The sequence below is a fragment of the Erythrobacter sp. genome (genome assembly GCA_019739335.1).
Taxonomy (GTDB): Bacteria; Pseudomonadota; Alphaproteobacteria; order Sphingomonadales; family Sphingomonadaceae; genus Alteraurantiacibacter.
In genome coordinates this window covers 3170469-3193582 of the sequence record CP073261.1, presented here as the reverse complement: position 1 = coordinate 3193582, position 23114 = coordinate 3170469, and the positions used below count along the sequence as shown (strand labels likewise).

At 65.3% G+C, this 23114-nt stretch carries 22 protein-coding genes; 11 read left to right on the top strand and 11 right to left on the bottom strand.

From position 1 onward, the window contains the following. Positions 1–32 precede the first annotated feature (32 nt). Positions 33–752, top strand: coding sequence for a hydroxyneurosporene dehydrogenase (locus JY451_15615; GenBank protein QZH75047.1), 720 nt, complete (start codon positions 33–35; stop codon positions 750–752). On the opposite strand, the gene JY451_15610 is transcribed toward JY451_15615, so the two are convergent. Genes JY451_15610 through bchI form a run of 4 tightly spaced genes read right to left on the bottom strand, consistent with a single transcriptional unit; the run spans position 699 to position 4457 of the window. Further along, positions 699–887 carry a hypothetical protein gene (locus JY451_15610; protein ID QZH75046.1) on the bottom strand — a complete coding sequence of 63 codons (189 nt, stop codon included), beginning with the start codon at positions 885–887 and terminating at the stop codon, positions 699–701. The genes JY451_15615 and JY451_15610 overlap by 54 nt on opposite strands. After that, positions 884–1786 carry an alpha/beta fold hydrolase gene (locus JY451_15605; protein ID QZH75045.1) on the bottom strand — a complete coding sequence of 301 codons (903 nt, stop codon included), beginning with the start codon at positions 1784–1786 and terminating at the stop codon, positions 884–886. The genes JY451_15610 and JY451_15605 overlap by 4 nt, the downstream gene beginning before the upstream one ends. Continuing rightward, positions 1783–3459: a magnesium chelatase subunit D gene (locus JY451_15600; protein QZH75044.1), complete on the bottom strand. Its 1677-nt coding sequence runs from the start codon at positions 3457–3459 to the stop codon at positions 1783–1785. Before JY451_15600 ends, JY451_15605 begins: the two co-directional genes overlap by 4 nt. Beyond that, the gene (gene bchI / locus JY451_15595) at positions 3456–4457 is read right to left on the bottom strand and encodes a magnesium chelatase ATPase subunit I (protein QZH75043.1); all 1002 of its coding nucleotides are present in this window, start codon (positions 4455–4457) and stop codon (positions 3456–3458) included. The genes JY451_15600 and bchI overlap by 4 nt, the downstream gene beginning before the upstream one ends. Before the next feature lie 215 nt (positions 4458–4672). Here bchI and JY451_15590 point away from each other — a divergent pair, with 215 nt between their 5' ends. From JY451_15590 to JY451_15580, 3 genes are all read left to right on the top strand, one after another. Continuing rightward, positions 4673–4855: a hypothetical protein gene (locus JY451_15590; protein ID QZH75042.1), complete on the top strand. Its 183-nt coding sequence runs from the start codon at positions 4673–4675 to the stop codon at positions 4853–4855. A 248-nt stretch (positions 4856–5103) separates the two neighbouring features. Further along, positions 5104–6414, top strand: coding sequence for a FecR domain-containing protein (locus JY451_15585; GenBank protein QZH75041.1), 1311 nt, complete (start codon positions 5104–5106; stop codon positions 6412–6414). 35 nt (positions 6415–6449) lie between these two features. Next, positions 6450–8621: a CHASE2 domain-containing protein gene (locus tag JY451_15580; protein QZH75040.1), complete on the top strand. Its 2172-nt coding sequence runs from the start codon at positions 6450–6452 to the stop codon at positions 8619–8621. A 10-nt stretch (positions 8622–8631) separates the two neighbouring features. Here JY451_15580 and JY451_15575 read toward each other — a convergent pair whose 3' ends face one another. Both JY451_15575 and JY451_15570 read right to left on the bottom strand, forming a co-directional pair. After that, entirely contained in the window at positions 8632–9177 is a 546-nt protein-coding gene (locus JY451_15575) for a hypothetical protein (protein ID QZH75039.1), read from the bottom strand. Then, positions 9155–9874 (bottom strand): response regulator transcription factor, encoded by a 720-nt coding sequence (locus tag JY451_15570; GenBank protein ID QZH75038.1) that lies wholly within the window; start codon positions 9872–9874, stop codon positions 9155–9157. The genes JY451_15575 and JY451_15570 overlap by 23 nt, the downstream gene beginning before the upstream one ends. A 252-nt stretch (positions 9875–10126) precedes the next feature. On the opposite strand from JY451_15570, the gene bioB reads away from it, so the two are divergent. The 4 genes from bioB to JY451_15550 are packed head-to-tail and all read left to right on the top strand — an operon-like array spanning position 10127 to position 14199. Next, positions 10127–11170 carry a biotin synthase BioB gene (bioB, locus tag JY451_15565; protein QZH75037.1) on the top strand — a complete coding sequence of 348 codons (1044 nt, stop codon included), beginning with the start codon at positions 10127–10129 and terminating at the stop codon, positions 11168–11170. Positions 11171–11177: 7 nt separating this feature from the next. Further along, positions 11178–12332, top strand: a complete 1155-nt coding sequence (locus tag JY451_15560) for an 8-amino-7-oxononanoate synthase (protein ID QZH75036.1) — start codon at positions 11178–11180, stop codon at positions 12330–12332. Next, positions 12329–12946 (top strand): ATP-dependent dethiobiotin synthetase BioD, encoded by a 618-nt coding sequence (bioD, locus tag JY451_15555; protein QZH75035.1) that lies wholly within the window; start codon positions 12329–12331, stop codon positions 12944–12946. The genes JY451_15560 and bioD overlap by 4 nt, the downstream gene beginning before the upstream one ends. Continuing rightward, complete coding sequence (locus JY451_15550; GenBank protein ID QZH75034.1) at positions 12943–14199, top strand: adenosylmethionine--8-amino-7-oxononanoate transaminase; 1257 nt, start codon at positions 12943–12945, stop codon at positions 14197–14199. The genes bioD and JY451_15550 overlap by 4 nt, the downstream gene beginning before the upstream one ends. Here the strand turns inward: JY451_15550 and maiA are convergent. Further along, positions 14196–14828: a maleylacetoacetate isomerase gene (gene maiA, locus JY451_15545; GenBank protein ID QZH75033.1), complete on the bottom strand. Its 633-nt coding sequence runs from the start codon at positions 14826–14828 to the stop codon at positions 14196–14198. The two genes, JY451_15550 and maiA, sit on opposite strands and share 4 nt — an antisense overlap. A gap of 72 nt (positions 14829–14900) precedes the next feature. Here maiA and JY451_15540 point away from each other — a divergent pair, with 72 nt between their 5' ends. From JY451_15540 to JY451_15530, 3 genes are all read left to right on the top strand, one after another. After that, on the top strand, positions 14901–16184 hold the full coding sequence (locus tag JY451_15540) for a homogentisate 1,2-dioxygenase (GenBank protein ID QZH75032.1): 1284 nt from the start codon (positions 14901–14903) through the stop codon (positions 16182–16184). Next, positions 16181–17476, top strand: coding sequence for a fumarylacetoacetase (gene fahA / locus JY451_15535; protein QZH75031.1), 1296 nt, complete (start codon positions 16181–16183; stop codon positions 17474–17476). Before JY451_15540 ends, fahA begins: the two co-directional genes overlap by 4 nt. Positions 17477–17560: 84 nt before the next feature. Then, the gene (locus JY451_15530) at positions 17561–18259 is read left to right on the top strand and encodes a pirin family protein (GenBank protein ID QZH75030.1); all 699 of its coding nucleotides are present in this window, start codon (positions 17561–17563) and stop codon (positions 18257–18259) included. A gap of 118 nt (positions 18260–18377) precedes the next feature. Here JY451_15530 and JY451_15525 read toward each other — a convergent pair whose 3' ends face one another. From JY451_15525 to JY451_15510, 4 genes are read right to left on the bottom strand one after another with little or no spacing between them, the layout of a single operon-like run. After that, the gene (locus JY451_15525; GenBank protein ID QZH76759.1) at positions 18378–19577 is read right to left on the bottom strand and encodes an ABC transporter permease; all 1200 of its coding nucleotides are present in this window, start codon (positions 19575–19577) and stop codon (positions 18378–18380) included. Between the two features lie 5 nt (positions 19578–19582). Next, positions 19583–20305, bottom strand: a complete 723-nt coding sequence (locus JY451_15520) for an ABC transporter ATP-binding protein (GenBank protein QZH75029.1) — start codon at positions 20303–20305, stop codon at positions 19583–19585. Positions 20306–20312: 7 nt separating this feature from the next. Then, complete coding sequence (locus JY451_15515; protein QZH75028.1) at positions 20313–21617, bottom strand: efflux RND transporter periplasmic adaptor subunit; 1305 nt, start codon at positions 21615–21617, stop codon at positions 20313–20315. Further along, a complete protein-coding gene (locus tag JY451_15510; GenBank protein QZH75027.1) occupies positions 21614–23059 on the bottom strand; it encodes an efflux transporter outer membrane subunit in 1446 nt (481 codons plus the stop codon). Before JY451_15510 ends, JY451_15515 begins: the two co-directional genes overlap by 4 nt. Positions 23060–23114: the final 55 nt, after the last annotated feature.

Genomic DNA, 23114 nt, shown 5'->3' with positions numbered 1-23114 from the left:
TGGCGCTCTACGGCCCTCGCGCCCGCTGGACGATGACCGAACGTCCGAGCCGCGCGGTGGCGCGTGATGCCGATCTGCTCGCCATCGGGCCGAGCAGCCTGCGCTGGACCGGAGAGGCGCTGGAAATCGACATTGTCGAGCGGGACAAGCGGCTGTTCAACCCGTGGCAGCGCCCGGTGCGCGGCAAGATTCGCATCATTCCCGAAGCGCTGAACGGGGTCGCTTTCGCGCTCGATCCGCAGTCGCGCCATCGCTGGCACTGTCTTGCACCGCGCGCACGGATCGAGGTGGACATGCAAAAGCCGGGGCTGCGCTGGCAGGGCGGGGCCTATCTCGATTCGAATTTCGGCAGCGAGTCGCTCGAAAAGGGCTTCCGCGTCTGGCACTGGTCGCGTGCGCATACCGCAAAAGGCGGGGTGGTCTGCTACGAAGGGGTACGGCGGGATGGATCGCATTTCGCCAGCGCGCTGCGCTTCGGCGCGGATGGGATGCCGCAGATCGAGGAGCCCCCGCTGGTCGCGCCTTTGCCCAACACATTGTGGCAGATGGAGCGCAAGACCCGCGCCGATCGCGGCCATGCCAGCGTGATCAAGACCTGGGAGGATGCGCCGTTCTACGCCCGCTCCACGCTCAAGACGCGGCTGTTCGGCGAAGCGGCAGTGGCGGTGCAGGAAAGCCTCGATCTCGATCGCTTCGCTTCACCGGTCGTCCAGTTCATGCTCCCCTACCGGATGCCCCGCGCTGGGCGCTGAGTCCTCGCGTTTGGCTTGCTTTTCGCGGGCAATCTCGCGGTTGACCGACCACAGCTGGTAGAAGCCGAAGCCGAGCGCAATGGAGGCGGTGAAAAGGATTTCGATCCAGCCGAAGTTTTCGCCGACGCTGTTCATTGGCTTGCCTCCAGTGCCTGCAACACGCCCTGTTCGCGCGCAAACAGGGTAATCAGCCGCGCCGCCGCATCGGGCGCTTCCTCGTGCGCAAGGTGCCCCAGATCGGGCAGCAGTTCCAGCCGCGCATGGGGCAGCCGCGCGGCGGCGGCTTCGACCGAGCCGGTGGGCACGGCCTTGTCCTTGCGTCCGTGTACCAACAGCACCGGATTGGGTATGTCCTTGAGGCTGGCGGAGAAAGCGTCGAGATCCCAGTTCGCCATCATCGCCAGCGCGCCTTCGCAATGGCGCGCATTGCCCATCAGCACTTGATAGCAAGCGAGGTCAGCGGGAGCGACGGCCGAGCCGGTGGCGCGGCGCAGGAACCGCCCGGTCTCACCCGGAATCCGCGCGGTGGCGGCGAATATTCGCGGGACGAGCGGATTGACGAACAGCACCTTCGCCATCGCCGGAAACAGCCGCGCGGCCAAGCCGGGAAAGGGCATGATCGCCGGGCTGAAGCCGACCACGGGGAGCGCGGGGCTGGTTCGGCGGGCATATTCCAGCGCGATGGCAGAGCCTGCGGAATGGCCTGCGACCAAGGCGGGCGTGACGCCCAATTCGGCCAGCAAGGCGGCGAGCGCGGCGGTGACGTTCGGCAGGCTCGCCCCGCCGCGCAGTTGCCCGCTGGTGAAGCCATGGCCGGGCAGGTCGGGAACCGTCAGGGTGAAGTTTGCTGCCAGCAGTTCCATCGCTGCGCGCCAGCTATGCGCGGAGGCCCCGGTGCCGTGCAGCAGCAGCAGTTCGGGGCCACTGCCCATGCGCTGCACATGCCAGTCCAGCCCGCCCGCCTTGACGAACTGCGATGCCTCGCGGTGCGGCCAGTTTCGTCCGTCGCGCTCCCAGTTCAGCGCCCCGCTCATGCGGTCGCCGCTTCGGGCTGGGCGGAAAGCACGATCTTGCTCAGCGCCTTGGCGTCGGCAAACGGCAGCGGCAGGTAGCGCGCCTGCATGGTGCGGGCGATCTCCTGCGCTTCGGGGCGCGGGCGCGGGGCGATGTCGATCACCAGCGCGTCCAGCCCGCTGGCGGCAATGGCGCGGGCAGCGGCGCGGGCATCTTCTCCCGCGCGCTGGCGGCCCGGTGTGCCATCGGCGGCAATGTTGGCGCTGCCGTCAGTGAGGAAAACGAGGAACGGCGTGTTGCCGCGTGCAGCGATGGTGGTGCCCAGTTCGCGGGCGAGCGCAAGACCCGATGCCAGCGGAGTGCCGCCACCGCCCGGAAGCCCCGCCAGCGCGCGGCGGGCGCGGGTGAGCGAGCGGGTGGGGGGCAGCAGAAATTCGGCATCCGCCCCGCGAAAGGCGATCAGCGCTACTTCGCTGCGTTTGACATAGGCCTGCGCGAGAATCAGTTCGACCGCGCCTTTCGCCTCGGCCAGCCGCGCGGCGGCGGCGGAGCCGGAGGCATCGACGCAGAACACCGTGACGGTGGCGGCGCGTTCCTCAAACCGGCGAATGCGCAGATCGTCCTTGCGCACGATCAGCCGGGATTCGCCCGACTCGCGGTGGCGTAGCGGTTGCCACGGAACGGCGGCACGCAGCGTGTCGATCAGCGCCAGCCTTGCCCCGCCGCGCGGCAGGCCGGGACGCGCGCCGAGCGGCTTGCCGCGCAGTTTCGATTTCGTCCGCCTTCCGCCACCGCCACCCTGCGCACCGCGTCTGGCGCGGTCTCCGGCGATCATTTCGAGCACATCGGGCGGGATCGCGGCCAGCGCGGCTTCTAGAACGAGATCTTCGGGAATGTCCTGCTGCGTCTGCTGGTTTTGGCCGTCACCTTCGTTTTCGGGCGGGGGAGGGGGCGGTGGTGCTTGGTCAGGCTCATCGGCGGGCGGTGCTTCGGGGATCCGCGTGGCGCGGGGGGCGAGCACGAGGCGGGCGGCGGCGGTGATATCGGGCTGGGCGATTTCGCGGCGACCCGAGAGCGCGGCGTTGGCTCTGGCTGCGTTGAGGGCGAACAGCAGGGGGCGAGCGGAGTCGATGCCCAATGCGCTGGCGACGCTGGCGAGGGTGGTAAGTACGTCGTCGCCGGGGGGGGCGACTCCCGTCAGCGGGATTGCGCCGCTGGATGCTGCTTCAACATCGAGCGAGGCAGTCTGTGACAGATCGCAAATGAAGGCTACGCGGTCGCTCAGGCACGCGGGGGGGCGCTCATCGGCAGCGATCCCATCGTCGAGCAGCACCAGCGCAAATCCGGCGCGCGCGTCCATCGCCTGCGCCAGCCTCCCGGCCAGCCCGTCATCCATCCGTTCGGCCATCGGCGCGATCAGCGCGCTGCCCGCTGCTTCGCTGAGCAGGCCGCGCTGCTCCACCGGCTTCCCGGCGCTGAGGCTGGCGACGATATCGATTCCGCCGAGTAGCCGCGCTTCATCGACATGCGGCGGAATGCGGCGGGTGGGGATGGCGGCGCGGATCGTGTCGAGCACCAGGTCCCGCGCCGGGCCACCGCCGCGCAGCACCATGCCGCCGAGCGATTGGGGGGCCAGCAGGAACAGCCGCGCGGCCAGCATCGCCTCGGCCAGCGGGCCTGCCGCGCCGCTCATCCGAACAGTTCGGTGATCGCCCGCTCGATCCGCACGGTCGATCCGGTTTCGTCGAGCACGTCGCGGCGCAGGCGATGGCGCAGCGCCAGCGGGGCAATCGCGGTGAGATGCTCGCGCCGCACCGCCTTCGCGCCGCGCAATGCCGCCAGCGCGCGGGCGGAGCGCATCAGCGTCAATTCGCCGCGCAGTCCGTCTGCCCCCACCGCCACGCAGAGGTGCGCGGCATCGGCGAGCACGTCGTCGGGCACGTCCAGCTTCGCCAGCCGCGCCTGCCCCCGCGCGATCTGCTGCACCACCTTGGCTTCTTCGGCCTGCCACGATTCCGCAAAACCCGCAGGATCACGCTCCTGCGCGCCGCAACGGCGCATGATTTCGACGCGATCCTCGATGGCCTTGGGCGTGCGCACTTCCACCGACAGGCCGAAGCGATCGAGCAATTGCGGGCGCAACTCGCCCTCTTCGGGATTGCCGCTGCCGATCAACACGAAGGCCGCGCGGTGGCGCACCGACAGCCCCTCACGCTCGACCACGTTTTCGCGCGATGCCGCGACATCGAGCAGCAGGTCCACCAGGTGGTCTTCGAGCAGGTTGATTTCGTCGATATAAAGGAACCCGCGGTGCGCCTTGGCGAGCAGCCCCGGCTCGAACGCCTTTTCGCCAGAGCGAAGCGCCCGTTCCAGATCGAGCGCGCCCAGCACCCGGTCCTCGGTCGCACCCAGCGGCATATCGACGAAAGGCACAGCCACCTTGCGGGCTCGCTTCGAAGTGCAGGGATCGGGGCAGGTGCCCGCCTGTTCAGGCTTGCAGCCGTAGCGGCAATCCTCCGCCACCGAGATCGGCGGCAGCAGCGCGGCCAGCGCGCGGGCGGCGGTGCTCTTGCCGGTGCCACGATCGCCGAACACCATCACCCCGCCGATAGCCGGATCGACCGCCGCCACCAGCAGCGCCAGCTTCATCTCGTCCTGACCGACGATTGCGGAGAAAGGAAATCTGCTCACGTGTCAGCTTATCTGGACAGTATCGCGCGTCAGGGCAAGCGCAGATTGCGATCAGAATTGTTCCTCGGCAGGCAATTCAGGCGATCGGATTGCGCTACCCCGGTTCCGCATCACGGTCTTGCCCGGCAGGATGTGGTTTACAAATGTTTACTCGGGTCCCCTTGGGACCGCTGCTATTTGCAGGATCAGTATTTTATGGCGTTGGAGGCGCGACAATGATTGGTTCGGCAGAGGGTCACCGCCCACCGCTTACCAAGTTGCGAATTGGCGTCGCTGTCTGCGCGCTGATCGTAATCGGCTGTTTTCTCGCCGCCAATGCACTTTCAAGCGGCCCGGCAGAGGCTGCGGGATCGTCCACCCAGACGGTCTTGTCTCCGGACGGCGCAGGCGCTCACTAGCCCCCCTGGTGATTGACTGTTCCACGCCAGAATCCCGATCGGGTCCTTCAGGGTCGCACCTGTCCGTGGTCGCAGGGATTGCAAGCATACCGGAACCTTCATGTTCGCGCCGGAGCGTCCCGTTCTCGCATGCTCGCCCTTCCGCGAGGTGCTGGGGGCAAGACGGGGCCTCCGGCGCGGCACTTTGCTGCCTTGCATCTCACTGGCGAGAAGGCGTAACCTTGGCTGCAAAGGGGGAGTTTCAATCGATGCGCATGATGGCTGAAGCACGGATGGGGCTGGCGGCCTTGCTGTTCGCTTCGGTAGCGCTCGCATCCGGTGCGCAGGCACAAGCGACCGATGGCTATATCACCTATCATATGGAGCCTGGAGACACGCTGATATCGGTCCAGCAGCGTTTCCTCAAACGCGGCGATTCGCTCGCCGCGATCACGCGCCTCAACCGTATCACCAATGTCCGCCGCATTCCGGTCGGCACGCGATTGCTGCTGCCGCGCGACCTGCTGGCGTGGCGGCCTGCCGGGCTGGTGGTGCGCAGCTTTTCCGGACCGGTGACGATCGACGGAGCGGCTCCTGTAATCGGCGCGCCGCTTTCCGAAGGCGCAGTGATCCGCACGGGGGCGGGTGGCTTTGTCACCTTCCAGTCGCCTGACGGCGCAGCGATTGCCCTGCCATCCAATTCCCACGCCCGGCTGGAGCGGGCACGGGTCTATGCCCTGCGCGACCTGCGCGATGTGGAATTCCGCATTCTCAACGGGCGCGGCGAGGTGCAGGCACCGACCCTGCGCGGCGACGAGCGGTTCCGCACCAGCACGCCGGTAGCGGTCACAGCGGTGCGCGGTACCGAGTACCGGGTGAGTTTTGACGAGGCTTCGGGGCTGGGCACCACCGAAGTGATCGAGGGTGCCGTCTGGGTCGAACGCTCCGAAGACGAGCGGCTGACGGGCGAAGGGTATGGCATTGCTGCGCGTGAGGCAGGGCTGAGCGCGCCCGAACTGCTGCTTCCTCCCGCTGCAATTGCCGCGCCGGGAGCGGTGCAGACGGAAGAAGTGGTGGCTTTTGCCGTCACGCCTCCACCCGGTGCGCAGGAATCGCGCACCCAGATTGCGCGCGATGCGGGCTTTCTTGAAATGCTGGCCGAGGATGTATCTGCCGATGGCGATACCGTGTTTTCCAGGCTGGAAGACGGGCGCTATTTCGTCCGTGCGCGCGGAATTGCTGCCAGCGGCGTGGAAGGTCTTTCCGAGACTTTCTCTTTCCGGCGCAAGCGGCTTGGAGTGGAAGCGACAGTCGAGGCCTCGCCACTGGCGGACGGCTTCCGTTTCGCATGGCTGCCGCAGGGGGAGGGCGTTACCCATTTCGCTTTCCAGCTTTGGCGCGAAGGTGAGGCCGCCACGCCGCTGTACGACGAACTGGCCCTTCCGGGCAGCGCCACGGTGATTACCGGGCTGGCACCAGGGACCTACATCTGGCGGGTGGCGGCGATCCAGGCCGATGCCGAGGAAGGGCTGCTGAAGGTCTGGGGTCCCGAACAGAGCCTGACGGTCTCGCCCGAATAGGCGGGGCCGAGGCGGGGCGGGGCTGACGACAGATCATGGCACGCCGCCTGTTCATCGAATGGATCGTCCTGCTTGCTGCCGGGATCGCTCTCGCGTTTTTCGCCGCGCGCTGGGATCTGGCCAATCGGTTTGACAGCAGCCTCCTGGATCGCGCCGCAGCGCTGGCCCGGCAGGAGGTTTCGCCCGACGTGGTTATCGTCGCTTTCGACGATGCCAGCCTTCACCGGCTTGGTCCTTTCCCTTGGCCGCGCTCGCGCCACGCGCAATTGGTGGACCGGTTGGCGGAAGCGCAAAGCGGAACGGTGCTGTACGATGTGCTGTTCCTCGAACCGTTGCTGGAAGCGGAGGACGAAGCGCTGGCAGAGGCTATCGCGCGGCACGGGCAAGTAATCCTGCCCATGACTTTCGCGCCCCGGCCCGATGCGCTCTCGGGCACGATCGCGGTACTGCCGATTGCCGGGATTGCCGAAAGCGCAGCCGGACTGGGACATGTGGCGATTACTCCGGACTCCGATGGTGTCTTGCGACGGTTCGATCTGGCAGTTTCGGCAGACGGGGAAACCTGGCCGCAGTTCGTACTGGCGGGATTGCGGCAAGGCGAGCCTGCGCATGATGCGGCATTTGGCGAACGGCCCGTCATCTCCTTCCATCCGGCGGGCAGCTATCCTGCCGTTTCCGCCGCCGATGTAATCGCCGGCAATGTGCCGGCAGAATTCCTGCGCGACAGGATCGTTCTGGTGGGAGCCACGGCGCAGGGGATGGGTGATCGCTACGCGGTGGGCGCGGGTGCGGTGGCGGTGCTGCCGGGGGTGGAGACGCAGGCCAATCTCTACGATGCCTTGCGCCACGGCGTACTTGTGCGCGATCTGCCGCCGTTCTGGTCCGGCCTGCTCGCCGCGCTCGCGCTGCTGGTGCAGTTCCTGGTGTTCTGGAGAATGTCGCCGCGTTCGGGCCTGATCGCCACCCTGGCGATTGCGGCTGCGACACTGGCGCTGGCTGTGCTGCTGGTGGTGGCGGCGAGGCTATGGCTCGCGCCCGGTGTTGCCCTGCTGGCAGTGCTGCTCGCCTATCCACTGTGGAGCTGGCGCAGGCTCACTTCGGTCAGCGCCTATCTCGATGAAGAAGCCGCTTTCCTGCTGCCGCAAGGAGGCATCCGTGCCGAAGGGGAAGGGTTCGACCTGATCGCCCGGCAGGTGGCGCGGATGCATCGGCTGGTGGGGCACGTCAGCCGCAGTTTTGCCTTCTTGCGCAAGGTGATCGAGGCCGCACCCGACGCCATCCTGGTGCGCGACAAGGCGGGCGATGTGGTGATGGCGAACCGCATCGCGCAGGAGCTGTTTCCAGAGTGGAGCGAAGATGCTCCGCCATCGCTGGCCGGACTGCTCGACGGCGTGGGCGCGAGCCACCCCCGTGAAGCCGCCGAAATCACTTTCCCCGATGGTCGCACTTTTCTCGTGGCGCGTGCGGCTTTCGCGCTCGAGGATGCCGAGGGCAGCGGCGAAATCATGGCCTTGCGCGATATTACCGACACACGGCGGCGCGAGGATGAGCGGCGCGAAATGCTCGAATTCCTCTCGCACGATATGCGCACCCCGCAGGTGGCGATCATCGGCCTGTCAGGGCGGCTGGCCAAAGATGAACAGCCCGCGCAAATCGCCAGCCGCATCCGCGTGCAGGCCGAACGCACACTGAAACTGGCCGACGACTTCGTACAGATTGCGCGGCTCGAAGAGACCGGACCGGAATTTGCGGATTGCGACCTTGGCGCCTTGGTCGAAGAGGCTTGTGACCGGGCCTATGCCGCTGCTCGGAGCAAACAGATGAAAGTGGTGCCGCACCTGCCTGAAGAGTTATCCTTCGCTGAGGTTGACGCGGCGCTGCTGGCACGGCTGCTCGACAATCTGGTCGGCAATGCAATCAAGTTTGCGCCTGCCGGCAGCACCGTCACGATCGCTCTGGAAGCGCCATCACCTGACACGGTGCGCCTGACGGTGCAGGATGAAGGGCCGGGCCTGCCCCCAGAACGCCTTGCCGATCCCTTCGCCCGCTTCGGGGCGCACGAGCATCGAGCCGGGCCAAGCGTGGGGCTGGGACTGACCTTCGTCAAGCGGGTGGTGGACAAGCACGGGGGCACGGTCCGGGTGGAGCATGGAGATGGCGTCGGCACAGCGTTCGTAATTGATCTGCCGCAGCAGCGTGCGGGCTAGGTCGGGAAGGTTATCGCTGGACAAACTCGCCCTGAGCATCGCTCACCAGCGCTTCCGCCAGTTCGGCAAGATGGACTTCGTCGTAGTTGCAGTCATCGGTCTCGGCGACGCCACGATAGCGGATGGTGCCTTCCGTGCGGTCCAGCAGCAACAGCGTGGCGCGCAGCCGCGTGGCATTGCAAGTGTCGAACCAGTCGCGCGGACGCGGGCGCGATTCCCAGTCGATTGAGTCATTTGTGGACCCGGCAGGATCGGCAATTCCCGCCTCCGCCTCGCGCACGGCTATCGCAAATTCGGCGATAATCGGTGCGCCCTGCGCGGTGGTGATCGAACGCGCTGCCAGCGCCTCAGCCAGCGCTGCGCCAAAATTGCCGCGCAGCGATCCGTCCGACTCGAAAGGCGCCATCTGCACCGCAGCCTCGGCGGGTAGGCGCCCATCGGTGGAAGCAATGCTGACGGGTGTGGAGACCGCACATCCGCCAAGCAAGGTCGCCACTCCCAGCGCGGCCCACGATGTCCGAAAGATTGTCGCCTCAGGCTTCCACAGTCTCTTCATCCCCGGCCCCTTCGAAAAACGCATCCATGCGATAGCCGAAGCCGAAGACAGTTTGAATGGCAAAGCCGTTGTGCGGGCGCAATTCCAGTTTTGAACGCACCCGCGAGACATGCATATCCAGCGTACGGGTGGTGATATCGCCCATATTTCCCCAGATTTGCGAGAAGATATAGCTGCGCGACAAGGGTCGGTTGAGGTTATCGAAGAACAGCGCCGCAACCTTGAATTCTTTTGCGGTCAGCCGCACTTCCTCGCCGTTCCGTTCGATCCCGTCGTTGTGCCGGTCGATCCGGTACTGCCCGTAAGTCTGGTATCGTTCCGGCTTAACAGGGGTGCCACGACGGCGCGCCGCAGCTTCAATCCTAGCGACGATGACCACTTCGCTCTCGGGCTTGACGATGTAATCGCTCGCCCCGATTTCCAGCCCTCGCACGATATCCGCCTTGTCGGATCTGCTGGTAATGAGGATGAAGGCAGGCGGCTGTTCGAGCGTTTCGACGCCCCACCGCACGATCTCCAGCCCGGTGGCGCCGGGCATGTTCCAGTCCACCAGCACCACGTCATAAGTTTCGCGCCGTAGCGCGACGAGCAAGTCCTTGCCGTTCCGGAAACGATCGAAATCATAACCGGTTGGCGCAAGACAAGAGGAGATCTGGTCCAGCACCTCCTGATTGTCGTCAGCGATTGCTATTCTCAATTTTTTCAACCCGAAATACCCACAGCCGCAGCTTTCGCCACGGCTTCCCCCGTTGCCTCTAGGAGATTGTTGAAAGATTGACCATAAATTGCCCCTGAATTGGATGTAATGGTTACGAGATTTTACAATTGAGGTAGCGCGGGTTACTTGAGAGCCAGTCACATTCGGCGCTCCGCGCAGCCAAGCTATCCGCGCCGCGATACCTGTCGAGCCCGCTTTACCTGCGGCGGCTTTTTCGCCATTGCCGGAAGCATGAAATCGCCCGAAGCCACACCGCCTGTTATCCGCACCGACTGGACGCGCGAAGAAATCGCCGCATTGTTCGACCTGCCGTTTACCGAACTGCTGTTTCGCGCTGCCTCGATCCACCGCCAGCATCATGCGGCGGACGAAGTGCAGCTATGCACGCTGCTCAGCATCAAGACCGGCGGCTGCCCGGAGGATTGCGGCTATTGCTCGCAAAGCGCCTCGGCCGATAGCGGGGTTGAAGCGACGAAGCTGATGGACGTGCGCCAGGTGCTGCAAAGCGCCGCGCAGGCGCGCGATGCCGGATCGCAGCGGTTCTGCATGGGCGCCGCCTGGCGCAATCCCAAGGACCGGGACATGCCCGCGATCGTCGAGATCGTGAGGGGCGTGCGGGCCATGGGGCTGGAAACCTGCATGACGCTGGGGATGCTCACCCCGAAGCAAGCCGACCAGCTCGCCGAAGCGGGGCTCGATTACTACAACCACAATGTCGATACCGGACCGGAGTACTACGAGCGCGTCATCACCACCCGCAAGTACGAGGACCGGCTGGCGACGCTGGCAAATGTGCGGCAGGCGGGGATCAACGTGTGCAGCGGCGGGATCGTCGGCATGGGCGAAACGCGGGCCGACCGGGTGGGCTTCGTCCACACATTGGCGACGCTTGAGCGCCATCCCGAATCTGTGCCGGTCAACGCGCTGGTGCCGGTCAAGGGCACGGTGCTGGGCGATATGCTCGCCGATACCCCCATGGCCAAGATCGACGATATCGAATTCGTCCGCACCGTAGCCGTCGCGCGTATTGCCATGCCATTGAGCATGGTGCGGCTCTCCGCCGGGCGCGAAAGCATGAGCGATGCGACGCAAGCGCTGTGCTTCCTTGCAGGCGCGAATTCGATCTTCACCGGCGATCGCCTGCTCACCGCGCCCAATGCGGGCGACGACAGCGACGCGGCGCTGTTCGCGCGGTTGGGGTTGAAGGCGATGGCAGGGGAAGAGCCGATGCGGGCGGGCAGGCCTTGCGGGTTGCGGGCCGTGGCCGCCGAATAGGCCTGCCATGCGCGAATTGTTTGCCGAAGCTTTGGAGCAGCGCAAGGCGAGCGATCGTTACCGCGTGCTGCGCCCGGTCACGCCGGGCGGCTCTGGCATGGTGCAGCGCGACGGGCGCAACCTGATCGATTTCTCGAGCAACGACTACCTCGGCCTCGCCCGCCACCCCGAGCTGGCGCGGCGCGCTGGGGAATGGGCGATAAGCATGGGCACCGGGGCGCGGGCATCGCGGCTGGTTTCGGGCACGCTCGAAGCCCATGTCGCGTTGGAGGCGCGGGTGGCGGCATTCAAGGGGACCGAGGCCGCGCTGCTGTTCGCCAGCGGCTGGCAGGCCAATGCGGCGCTGTTCCCGGCTTTGCTCAAACTGGCACCCGGGGCAGCGGTGTTCGCCGACTGGCTGGTGCACGCCAGCATTCACCACGGTATTGCCGCCGGGCGGACAAAGCACCACGGCTATCGCCACAACGATTACGATCACCTTGAGGAACTGCTGGCCACGCACGGCGCACAGGCCCCGGCCCGGATCATTGCCACCGAAAGCGTGTTCAGCATGGACGGCGACCGGGCGGACCTCGCGCGGCTGGTGACTATCGCGCGGAAACACGATGCGCTGCTGGTCGTGGATGAGGCCCATGCCACCGGCGTGTTTGGTCCTGGCGGGGCGGGGCTGACGGCCGATCTGGCCGACAAACCCCACATTGTCATGGGCACTTTCAGCAAGGCGCTCGGCAGTTTCGGCGCCTATATCGCGGCTTCTGGGGAAGTGCGCGACTACCTGGTGAACGCGTGCAGCGGGTTCATCTACACGACTGCGCCGCCGCCGCCGGTGCTCGGCGCCATCGATGCGGCACTCGATCTGGTGCTGGGGATGGCGGTAGAGCGTGCGCATCTGCAAGCGCTGGCGGGGCTGTTGCGGGATGGGCTGCGCGATCTGGGCTACGATTGCGGTCCATCGGATACGCAGATCGTGCCAGTGGTGATCGGCGGCGAGGCGGAGGCACTTGCGGCCAGCGCGGCGCTGGAAGCGGCAGGGGTGCTGGGTGTGGCGATCCGCCCGCCCACGGTACCTGAAGGTGCGAGCCGTATCCGCTTTTCGCTATCCGCCGTGCACACCAGCGAGCAGGTCGGGCGGGTGCTCGACGCCATGCGGAGGCTACGATGAAGGGCTGGATCGTCACTGGAACCGATACCGGGATCGGCAAGACGGTCTTCGCCGCCGGTCTGACAGGTGCACTGGGTGCCACTTACTGGAAGCCGGTGCAGAGCGGGCTGGAGGACGAGACCGATAGTGAGATAGTCGCGCGGGTGGTTCCGGGGGCGCGGGTGCTGCCTGAGGCCTATCGCTTGGTCACGCCGTGTTCGCCGCATGCGGCGGCGCGGATAGACGGGGTGGCGATCGACTTGGCCCGGCTTGCGCTGCCGGACGTCGAAGGCCCCCTGGTGGTGGAAGGCGCGGGCGGGGCGCTGGTGCCCTATACCGACGATCTGGCCGCCGCCGACCTGTTCGCGCGCTGGGGCCTGCCTGCCGTGGTCGTCGCGCGGACGACCTTGGGCACGATCAGCCATACATTGCTGACGCTGGAAGCTTTGCGCGCGCGGTGCATCGCGGTGGCAGGGGTGGCCTTCGTGGGCGCACCCGAGCCGGTGGCGGAGACGGCCATCGCCCGTTTGGGCGGCGCACCGATGCTCGGCCGGCTGCCGCTGCTCGACCCACTCGACGCGGCCAGCCTGGCGGAAGCGTTCGCCGCCAACATCCGCACCGATCTGCTTGCATGAGCAAGTCGCCGGTCTGGCATCCATTCCACCAGCACGGGCTGGGCGAACCGATCCCCCTGGTCGAGCGCGCAGAAGGGGCGCTGCTGCACACTGCCGATGGGCGCGAAGTTATCGACGCGATCTCAAGCTGGTGGGTGACGACGCACGGTCACAGCCATCCACGGATCGTTGCGGCGATCCAGGAGCAGGCGGCAAGGCTCGACCAACTGATCTTCGCCGGCTGGACGCATCAGCCCGCCGAAAATCTGGCGCGCGGACTCACCGCGATCATGCCGCGCGAGCTGGAATATGTATTCTTCTCCGACTCCGGGTCCACGGCGGTGGAAGTCGCGCTCAAGATGGCTCTGGGATATTGGCACAATCGCGGCGAACCGCGTGCGCGCGTTCTTGTGCTCGAACACAGTTATCACGGCGATACCATCGGCGCGATGAGCGTGGGCGCGCGGGGCGTGTTCAACCGCGCCTATGCGCCGTTGCTGTTCGATGTCGGGACCATTCCGTTTCCTTCGCAATGCCTTGAAGACGAAGCCTGCCATGCGCTGGATGCGGCATGCCGCGCGGGCGACGTCGCTGCCTTCATCGCCGAGCCGCTGGTACTCGGCGCCGGCGGGATGCTGGTCTATCCGCCCGAAGTTCTCGCCCGGATGCGTGCCATCTGTTCCGCGCACGGTGTGCTATTCATCGCCGACGAGGTGATGACCGGCTGGGGTCGCACGGGTACGCTTCTGGCCTGCGAACAGGCGGGGATCGTGCCCGACATCCTGTGCCTGGCGAAAGGGCTGACCGGCGGATCGATGCCGCTGGCGTTGACTATGGCCACCGCGCCGATCTTCGACGCGCATTATTCGACCGACCGGGCGAGGATGTTCTTTCACTCGTCCAGCTACACGGCCAATCCGATCGCCTGCGCGGCGGCGAATGCCAATCTCGCCATTTGGCGCGAGGAGCCGGTGCTGGATCGCATTGCCGCGCTGGCCGTGCGGCAGGCGGCTGGGTTCGCCCGATTGGCGGAAAAGTACCCGCTCAAAAACTTGCGACAGTGCGGCAGCATCATTGCCGCCGATGTGGAAGTGGCAGACGCCGGCTACCTCTCCGACCTTGGCCCCCGCCTTAAGGCCGGCTTCTACGCCCGCGACATCCTGCTGCGCCCGCTCGGTAACACGATTTACCTGATGCCGCCCTATTGCATCACCGAAGATCAGCTCGATCGCGTGTTCAATGCCATCGGCGAGGTGCTTGGCGAAGTCCTTTAGCTGGCGTCCGGCTGCCGGTCCGGATGCGCCCGTTCGAAGGCCGGATGCACCAGGCATGTCGCTTCGATCCGCTCCATGTGCGGACAGGCCGACAGGTCGAAATCGAATCGCCGTGCATTGCGCATCTGCGGGATCAGCACCGCTTCGAAGAGTCCCGGCTTGTCGAACAGGAAGTCCCTGGTGTCGAGTTGCGCCAGCCGCGATTCGAGGGGATGCAGTGTCACGCCGAGCCAATGGCGATACCACGTGTCAACTTCTGCCTGATCGTGGCCCAGTTCGGTCTTGAGGTAATTGAGCACTTTCATGTTGAGTGGGGCGTGCAGTTCAGTGGCCATCGCATAGGCCAGTTCGCGGGCGGTGAAGCGCTGTTCGATATCCTTGGGTAGCAGCGGGTTTTCCGGCCAGCGTTCGTCGAGCCACTCGATGATCGCCATGCTTTGTGCACGGTCACGGCCCTCGGCCTCCAGCATCGGCACTCCGGCAAAAGGATTGCGGCGCGTGAATTCTGGAGCGCGCTGGGCGCTTTCGAGCAGGTTCACCGGGCAGCTTTCGTAGGCCAGCCCTTTCAGTTCCAGCGCAATCCGCAGGCGATAGCTGGTGGAACTGCGCCAATATCCGTAAAGCTTCATCGTGGCCTCCTTCTCGCATCTGCGCAGATAGCAGTCATGCCCATTGTCGGGTAAAGTTTCAGGTGATACCAAATGCCGATGACCTATCAGACGGGATTTCTCAATCACTTTGCTACCGAGGCGGTGGCGGGCACGCTGCCGGTGGGGCGTAACAGCCCGCAACGCCCGGCGTTCGGGCTCTACGCCGAGCAGTTCAGCACCAGCGCCTTCACCGCACCGCGCAGCGAGAACCGCCGTAGTTGGCTCTACCGGATGCGGCCCACGACGCAGCACGGGGCTTTCGTCCCTTACGACGGAGCGGCGCGCTTCGCTGCTCCAGATGGCACTCACACCACGCCCAATCGCCTGCGCTGGGACCCGCTGCCGCTGCCCGAGGGCGAGGTCGATTTCGTTGACGGACTGGTGACCTACGGCGGCAACGGCGATCCGTCCTCAGGCGGGATCGGCATTCACCTTTATGCCGTCACGCAGAGCATGGAGACGCGCGCGTTCCAGAACAGCGATGGCGAAATGCTCATCCTGCCGCAGCAGGGCGCGCTGCGGATCGTCACCGAACTGGGGCGGATGGAGGTTCCTCCCGGCCATATGGCGCTGGTGCCCAAGGGAATGCGTTTCCGTGTCGAATTGAGCGACGGACCGGCACGCGGCTACGTCTGCGAGAACTTCGGTGCGCCCTTCCGGCTGCCCGACCTTGGCCCCATCGGTGCCAACGGCCTTGCCAATCCCCGCGATTTCGAAAGTCCTGTCGCCTGGTTTGAGGACCGTGACGAGCCGTTCGAGATAGTGCAAAAATTCAACGGTCGGCTGTGGACCACCACGATCGACCATTCGCCGTTCGACGTGGTTGCCTGGCACGGCAATTCGGCACCCTGCCGCTACGATCTGGCGCGGTTCAACACCATCGGCACGGTCAGCTTCGATCACCCCGATCCCTCGATCTTCACCGTTCTCACCAGCCCCAGCGACACTCCCGGCACGGCCAATTGCGACTTCGTGATCTTCCCGCCGCGCTGGATGGTGGGGGAGGATACTTTCCGCCCGCCGTGGTTCCACCGCAACGTGATGAGCGAATTCATGGGGCTGGTGTACGGCGCTTACGACGCGAAAGAGGGCGGCGGCTTTGCACCCGGCGGGGCGAGCTTGCACAACCAGTTCAACGGCCATGGCCCCGATGTCGAAAGCACAGCGCGGGCAATGGCAGCGGAACTGGGGCCGGTGAAGATCGCTGATACACTGGCCTTCATGTTCGAAAGCCGCGCGATCATCCAGACCACCCCATTCGCCATGACCGGCGGGCTGCTGCAAAGCGATTACGAAGCCTGCTGGGCCGGATTTCCGAAAGCCAAATTGCCATGACTACCGAACTCGATTTCACCCACGATCCCGCCGCGACCAGCTGGGTCGAAAGCGCCAACGGGCATCCGCATTTTCCGGTGCAGAATCTGCCACTGGGGGTGTTCTCGCTTGGGGGCAAACCGCCGCGCGGAGGCATCGCCATCGGTGACATGATCCTCGATCTGGCGGCCATCGGGATGATGCTGGACGACCCGGCGCAGGATGCTGCGCTCACCGCCAATGCCCCGGTGCTCAACGCGCTTTTTGCGGGTGGCCGCGCGCCGCTGCGGGCGCTGCGCCAAGCGGTGTTCCGCCTGCTGACGGACGAGGCGCAGCGCGCCGAGATCGAACCCGCGCTGCACCGTGCTGCCGACTGCGAGATGCACGTCCCGTTCCTCGTCATGGACTACACCGATTTTTACACCGGCATCCATCATGCCGAGAACATCGGCAAGCTGTTCCGTCCGGACAATCCGCTGCTGCCGAACTACAAGTATGTCCCCATCGGCTACCACGGACGCTCCTCGTCGATCCGCGTTTCCGGTGTCGATGTGAAGCGGCCGAGCGGGCAGACCAAGGCCCCCGATGCCGAGGCTCCAAGCTACGGCCCCTCGATGCGGCTCGATTACGAGCTGGAGATGGCAATCTGGGTGGGGCAGGGCAACGAACTGGGCGAACCGATCCCCATCGGCGAAGCGGGCGAACACATCGCCGGAATCTCGATCCTCAACGACTGGTCGGCGCGCGATTTGCAGGCGTGGGAATACCAGCCGCTCGGCCCGTTCCTCGCCAAGAACTTCCATTCCACAGTGTCCCCCTGGGTGGTGACCACGGACGCCCTTGCGCCCTTCCGCACTGCGCAGCCGCCGCGTCCCACAGGCGACCCCGCCCCGCTGCCCTATCTGTGGGACGAGGCCGATCAGGCGCAGGGGGCCTTCGGCATCACCATGGAAGTGGCACTTTCGACGCGCCAGATGCGCGAAGCGGGCGATTCGCCATACCGCCTCAGCCGCGGCCCCATGACGGCGATGTACTGGACCGCCGCGCAACTGATCACGCACCACGCGGCGGGCGGGTGCAATCTTCAGCCGGGCGACCTGCTCGGCACCGGCACGCTCACCAGCGGTGAACCGGGGGGCGAGGGGAGCCTGATGGAACTGTCGCAGGGCGGCAAGGTGGCGATTACTTTGCCGAACGGCGAGACGCGCACTTTCCTTGAGGATGGCGACGAAGTGGTGATGACAGCCTGGGCCGAACGCGAGGGCTTCGCCCGCATCGGTCTGGGGGAGTGCCACGCGACTATCCGGGGCTGAAAGCCGCGCTTTGGCAACCCCAACAAAGGGCGGCATTGCAGCGCCTCTACCGCTCCCCATCTCCTGCGGCAAAGGAGACACGCGATGATCGAAGTGCGCAAGTTCGAAACGCTCGGCAAGTCGGACCACGGCTGGCTCAAGGCCAATTTCCACTTTTCCTTCGCCGACTATTTCGACCAGAGCCGGATGAACTGGGGCAAGCTGCGGGTGTGGAACGATGACGTGATCGCTCCCAAGACCGGCTTTCCGCCGCATCCGCACAGCGACATGGAAATCATCACCTATGTCCGCAAAGGCGCGATCAGCCACCGTGATTCGCTTGGCAATGAAGGGCGCACCGCTGCGGGCGACGTGCAGGTGATGAGCGCGGGCACGGGCATTACCCACGCCGAATACAATCTGGAGGATGAGGAACTGCATTCCTTTCAGCTGTGGATCATGGCCGATCGTCGCGGCATCGCCCCGCGCTGGGGCGAAAAGTCCTTCCCGAAGGAAGCACGCGACGGACGCTTCGTTGTGCTCGCCAGCGGGCGCGACGAGGCGGAAGATGCCGATGCCCTGAGGATCAATACCGATGCCCGCGTGCTCGGAGCTACTGTCAAGGCCGGTGAGGAAGTCACCTACGCTCTCGGCGGGCGCAAGGCCTATCTTGTGCCTGCCACCGGCAAGGTGCAGGTCGGCGGCGAAGTGGCCGAGGCCCGCGACGGGGTGGCCGTGGCCGAGGTGGACGTGCTGCGGATTACCGCGCTGGAGGATAGCGAACTTGTGCTTGTCGACGCCTGAGCAGCCACATTCGTCATTGCGAACGTGGTGAAGCAATCCAGTCCTGCCGTTGGCTCTTTTGCACAATGCGCAGGACTGGATTGCCGCGTTGCCTGCGGCTCCTCGCAATCACGGCTCGCTATTCGTGCCGCAGCGCGTCGATCGGGTCCAACTGGCTGGCGCGATGGGCGGGATAGTAGCCGAAGATAATCCCCATTATCGCGCTGAATACGAAGCTCAGCACGTTCACCACCGGATCGAATGCGAACGGCAGATCAATCGCCTGCGACAGCGAGAAAGACAGGCCGAAAGCCAGCGCAATCCCCACCAATCCGCCAAAGCAGCACAGCACCACCGCCTCGGTGAGGAATTGCAGCCGCACTTCCTTTGCCAAGGCACCGATGGCCAGGCGGATGCCGATTTCGCGGGTGCGCTCGGTCACGCTCACCAGCATGATGTTCATGATCCCGATGCCGCCCACCAGCAGGCTGATCGCGGCGATGACCGTCACCACCAGCGTCATCGTGCCGGTGACGGTGTTCACCGTGTCGTTGATCTGTGCGGTATCGACGATGTTGAAATCGTTGTCCTCGCCTTCCTGGATCACCCGCCGTTCGCGCAGCAGGTCGATTAGTTGCTGCTGGATTGTTGCGCTCGAATAGGTCGGATCGTACTTGACCACGAAGAACTGCACATTGTTACTGCCGGTAAAACGACGCTGCACAGTTTTCAGCGGCATGAACACAATGTCGTTTGCATCATTCCCGCCGCCCACGGCGCTGGCACGTTCGTCGATCACGCCGATAACCTGACAGGAGACATCGCCCACGCGCATCTCCTCGCCGATCACCGCATCCTCAACGAATATTTTTTCCACGATGGTCGGGCCGATGATGCACACGCTTTCGCCGCGCGCTTCCTCTTCGGTGCTGAACCCGCGACCCTCGACCACTTCGATAGACTGGGCCGTGAAAAACTCGCTGTCGCCGCCTTGTACGCTGGTCTGCCAGTCCTGCCCGTTGTGAAAGGCGACCGCGTTGGCGTTCACGGAACCCGCCGCCCCCTCAACTCCGGGAATTTGCATTTCCACCATTCGCACATCTTCATCATCGAACGGCGGGGGCGAGACATTCGGATCGACGCGCGTGGGGAAAACGATGAAAACGTCTGAGCCGAGACCCGATACCTCTTCCTGCACGCTGGCGGTCAAGCCGCGACCCAGCGTTACCATGGTAATCACCGCAGCCACGCCGATGATGATCCCCAGCGTCGTCAGGAAGCTGCGCAGCAGGTGCCGCCGGATTTCGCGAAAGGCGAGCAGCAAGGTGGCGCCAAACATCCGCATCAGGCGTGGCCCATGATCGGCGAACCCGATTTGTGTCCGCGATCGATCCGTTCCACCAGCCCGTCACGAAAATGGACGATGGTTTTGGCGTATTCGGCCATTTCCATTTCGTGCGTCACCATCAGGATGGTGATGCCTTTCCGGTTCAGGTCGGTGAGCAGTTCCATGATTTCGAGCGAGCGTTCGGTGTCGAGGTTACCAGTGGGTTCGTCCGCCAGCAGCACGTCCGGGTCGGTCACCAGCGCGCGGGCGATGGCGACGCGCTGCTGCTGCCCGCCGGAAAGTTCCGCCGGAGTATGGTCCGCCCACGGCAGCAGCCCGACCAGATCGAGCGACTTTTCGGCAGCGACCCGGCGCGCCTTCTTGCTTTCGCCTCGATAGAGCAGCGGCAGCTCGACATTCTCCAGCGCGGTGGTGCGCGCCAGCAGGTTGAAGCCCTGGAACACGAAGCCGAGATAGCGCCGCCGCAGCAGGCTGCGCTGGTCGCGGGTCAGTGCCTGCACTTCCACGCCGCGAAAGCGGAACTTGCCGCTGGTCGGCACGTCCAGACAGCCGAGGATGTTCATTGTCGTCGATTTGCCCGACCCGGACGGACCCATCACGGCGACGAAATCGCCGCGCTGGATCGCCATATCCACGCCCTTCAGCGCCTGGAACGCTGCCGGTCCGGTGCCGAAGGTCTTGGTAATGCCTTCGAGTTCGATAAGAGGCGCTTCGGTCACGATGCGCTCACTCGGCTCCCGCCGCGCGGATGCCGGTGACGACTTCCATTCCAGGTTCCAGCTCCTCGGAAGTCACTACGGTGAAGCGTCCATCGCTCGCGCCGGTCACGACCTCGATCTCATGCAGGTCGCCATTGGCGTCGACAATGTGCACCCGCTGGCGGCTGCCGACGCCGATGCTGGCTTCGTCGTTTTGCTCTAGCCCCATTTCTTGCGGGCCGAAGATGCCGCCGGTCTCTTCCTCTTCATCCGGGTTGAAGCGCAGCGCGCCGTTGGGCACCAGCATGGCCGTACCGGTGCTCTGGGTGGCGACGGTCGCGGTGGCGGTCATGCCGGGGCGGAGCAGGCCTTCGCTGTTCCCGACAATCAGCCGCGCTTCGTAACTTACCACTTGCTGGCCCTGCTGCTGTTGCTGCGCGGCGGTGGCGATGTTGTTGGAAGCAAGGTCCACCCGCTCCACCGTGGCAGGGAAACGGCGGCCGGGATAGGCATCGACGGTGAAAGTCGCTTCCTGCCCGGCGGCGACCTGCCCGACATCGGCTTCGTCGAGCGCCACGCGCAGCTGCATGGTCGCCAGGTCTTCGGCGAGGACGAACAGGGTCGGGGTGTTGAAGCTGGCGGCCACGGTCTGCCCCGGTTCCACCTGCCGCGCCAGCACTACGCCTGCCACGGGTGAGCGGATGACGGCGCGTTCATAGCTGGTTTGCGCCGTCGAAAGCTGCGCCTGCGAAGCGGCGACATTGGCGCGGGCGGCGGCCACGCTGGCCACCCCACGATTGACGGCGGCGCGGGCGATGTCGATCTCCGACTCGCTCGGCACCCGTCCGCCAGAGAGGCGCTGTACTTCGAGCAGGCGATTGAGCTGCGACTGGTCGCCGTCAAGCGTCGCCTGCGCCTGTGCCACCTGCGCCCGCGCGGCATTGAGATTGGCGCGCCCTTGGGCGATCTGGTCCTGAATCACGTCGGTATTGATAATCGCCAGCACCTGGCCTTGGGTCACCCGGTCATTCACATCCACCAGGATGCGATCGATCCGGCCCGACACTTCGGAACCGACCTCGACCTGGTTGGTCGGGCGCAGATTGCCGGTGGCGGTGACCGACAAATCGAGCGAGCGGCTTTGCACTTCGGCGGTGATGTAATCGGGCTTCGGCGGATCTTGCATGGCCGACCAGACAATGAAGCCGATGAACAGCAGCAGCAGGGCACCGAGCCATACCCGCTTGCGCTTGTACCATTTCTTCGGGCCGCCGCTGCCGAGATAGGTCTCGATATCGGCTTCGCTGGCGGGGGTAGGGTCGGTCTGGCTCATTCGGGGTTCCTGTCGTCTGGCCCGGATGTCTCATCGGGCAGCGGGAAATCGAGATCGGCAGCGGTCCAACCGCCGCCCAGCGCCTGCGTAAGTCGGACGAAGGCGATGGCGCGATCAGCCTCGGCACCGACGAGTGCGTTGCGGGCCGACAGCAACTGGCTTTCGGAAGTTAGCAGATTGCGGAAGTCGGTAAGCCCGGCCTGATACTGGCTGCGCGCTAGCAGCGCGGAAATCTCCGCCGCGTCCACGCCCTCGGCATTGAGGTCCACCCGCTGGTCGGACGTGCGCTGGTCCACCGCTGCGCTTTCGACATCTTCGAGAGCGACAAGGATCGCCTGTTCCCAACTGGCGAGACTGCCGCGCGCCACCGCTTCGGCGCTGTCGATCTGCGCCCTTGTGCGCCCGCCATCGAATATCAATTGGCTGACACCCGCGAACAGGTTTCCGCTGATGATGTCGAGCAGGCTGCCCAGATTGGCCGAGCCAGTGCCGATCGAGCCGGTCAGCCGAACCAGCGGCAACAATTGCGCCCGCGCAACGCCAATCCGCGCGCTGCTGGCCACCAGAGAGGCTTCCGCCGCGCGCACATCGGGGCGGCGGCGAAGCACGTCGGCGGGCGCTTCGAACCCGGCGAGCAGCGGCGGGGCGGGAACAGGGGCCGGGTTGTTCTCGAACGCCAGCAGGACCCGGCCGGGAGGTTCCCCGATCAGCGTGGAAATCGCGTTGGCGGTGGAAGCAAGGCTGCTTTCGAGCAGCGGAATACTGGCCGCAGTCTGCGCGCGCTGGGCGCGTGCCTGTTCGACATCGAGGCTGGACACCAGCCCCGCCTGATTCCGCCAGCGGGCGATCTGCAGGTTGTCGTCCTGAAAGGCCAACGAATTGCGGGCGATGGCGAGTTGCTGCGCGGTCGCGCGGGCGTTGATCGTGGCGATTGCCACTTGTCCTACGATCAACCGCTGCAGGTCTGCCTGCGAATAACCTGCCGAAGCGAGCTCCGCCTCCGAGGCGCGGACGCTGCCGGAAATCTGCCCGAACAGGTCGGCTTCCCAAGATGCATCGGCACCGATGGAGAACTGCACCCCGTCGCGCGCCCGGTCCCCGACATCGCGGTTGACCCCGCCGTTCGCGCCGATTGAAGGGAAAAAGCCTGCACGAGCCTGCAATAGCGAAGCGCGCGCCTGATCGAGCCGGGCCGCGCTTACCGCCAGATCACGGTTCTCGACAATCGCCTGCTCGACGAATTGCGTCAGCAGCGGATCGTCTAGCAGCGTCCAGTATTGTGTAAGGTCGGTGGAAATCGGCGCGGGATTGCTCAGCGCCCATTCGGCGGGCACTTCGACCGTGGGCGCGGGTACGTCCACTTCCGTAGTGGCGCAGGCACCCAGCGCAAACAGCAGCGGTGCCGTCGTCAGCAGTCGTGCGCGATTGCGCCTGGCAAGCATGAAATGCAGTCCCCCGATGTTCCGTCCCCGATCGCGCCTTAGCGGCCCTTAATGC

Excerpts from the sequence above, each read along its gene's own strand:
- JY451_15550 (QZH75034.1), top strand. The coding sequence starts at position 12,943 with ATGAGCAAGTCGCCGGTCTGGCATCCATTCCACCAGCACGGGCTGGGC.
- JY451_15515 (QZH75028.1), bottom strand. The coding sequence starts at position 21,617 with ATGAGCCAGACCGACCCTACCCCCGCCAGCGAAGCCGATATCGAGACC.
- JY451_15540 (QZH75032.1), top strand. The coding sequence starts at position 14,901 with ATGCCGATGACCTATCAGACGGGATTTCTCAATCACTTTGCTACCGAG.
- bioB (QZH75037.1), top strand. The coding sequence starts at position 10,127 with ATGAAATCGCCCGAAGCCACACCGCCTGTTATCCGCACCGACTGGACG.
- JY451_15615 (QZH75047.1), top strand. The coding sequence starts at position 33 with ATGACCGAACGTCCGAGCCGCGCGGTGGCGCGTGATGCCGATCTGCTC.
- fahA (QZH75031.1), top strand. The coding sequence starts at position 16,181 with ATGACTACCGAACTCGATTTCACCCACGATCCCGCCGCGACCAGCTGG.
- JY451_15605 (QZH75045.1), bottom strand. The coding sequence starts at position 1,786 with ATGAGCGGGGCGCTGAACTGGGAGCGCGACGGACGAAACTGGCCGCAC.
- JY451_15590 (QZH75042.1), top strand. The coding sequence starts at position 4,673 with ATGATTGGTTCGGCAGAGGGTCACCGCCCACCGCTTACCAAGTTGCGA.
- JY451_15580 (QZH75040.1), top strand. The coding sequence starts at position 6,450 with ATGGCACGCCGCCTGTTCATCGAATGGATCGTCCTGCTTGCTGCCGGG.
- JY451_15585 (QZH75041.1), top strand. The coding sequence starts at position 5,104 with ATGCGCATGATGGCTGAAGCACGGATGGGGCTGGCGGCCTTGCTGTTC.
- JY451_15575 (QZH75039.1), bottom strand. The coding sequence starts at position 9,177 with ATGAAGAGACTGTGGAAGCCTGAGGCGACAATCTTTCGGACATCGTGG.
- JY451_15510 (QZH75027.1), bottom strand. The coding sequence starts at position 23,059 with ATGCTTGCCAGGCGCAATCGCGCACGACTGCTGACGACGGCACCGCTG.
- JY451_15600 (QZH75044.1), bottom strand. The coding sequence starts at position 3,459 with ATGAGCGGCGCGGCAGGCCCGCTGGCCGAGGCGATGCTGGCCGCGCGG.
- JY451_15610 (QZH75046.1), bottom strand. The coding sequence starts at position 887 with ATGAACAGCGTCGGCGAAAACTTCGGCTGGATCGAAATCCTTTTCACC.
- JY451_15530 (QZH75030.1), top strand. The coding sequence starts at position 17,561 with ATGATCGAAGTGCGCAAGTTCGAAACGCTCGGCAAGTCGGACCACGGC.
- maiA (QZH75033.1), bottom strand. The coding sequence starts at position 14,828 with ATGAAGCTTTACGGATATTGGCGCAGTTCCACCAGCTATCGCCTGCGG.
- bioD (QZH75035.1), top strand. The coding sequence starts at position 12,329 with ATGAAGGGCTGGATCGTCACTGGAACCGATACCGGGATCGGCAAGACG.
- JY451_15525 (QZH76759.1), bottom strand. The coding sequence starts at position 19,577 with ATGTTTGGCGCCACCTTGCTGCTCGCCTTTCGCGAAATCCGGCGGCAC.
- JY451_15560 (QZH75036.1), top strand. The coding sequence starts at position 11,178 with ATGCGCGAATTGTTTGCCGAAGCTTTGGAGCAGCGCAAGGCGAGCGAT.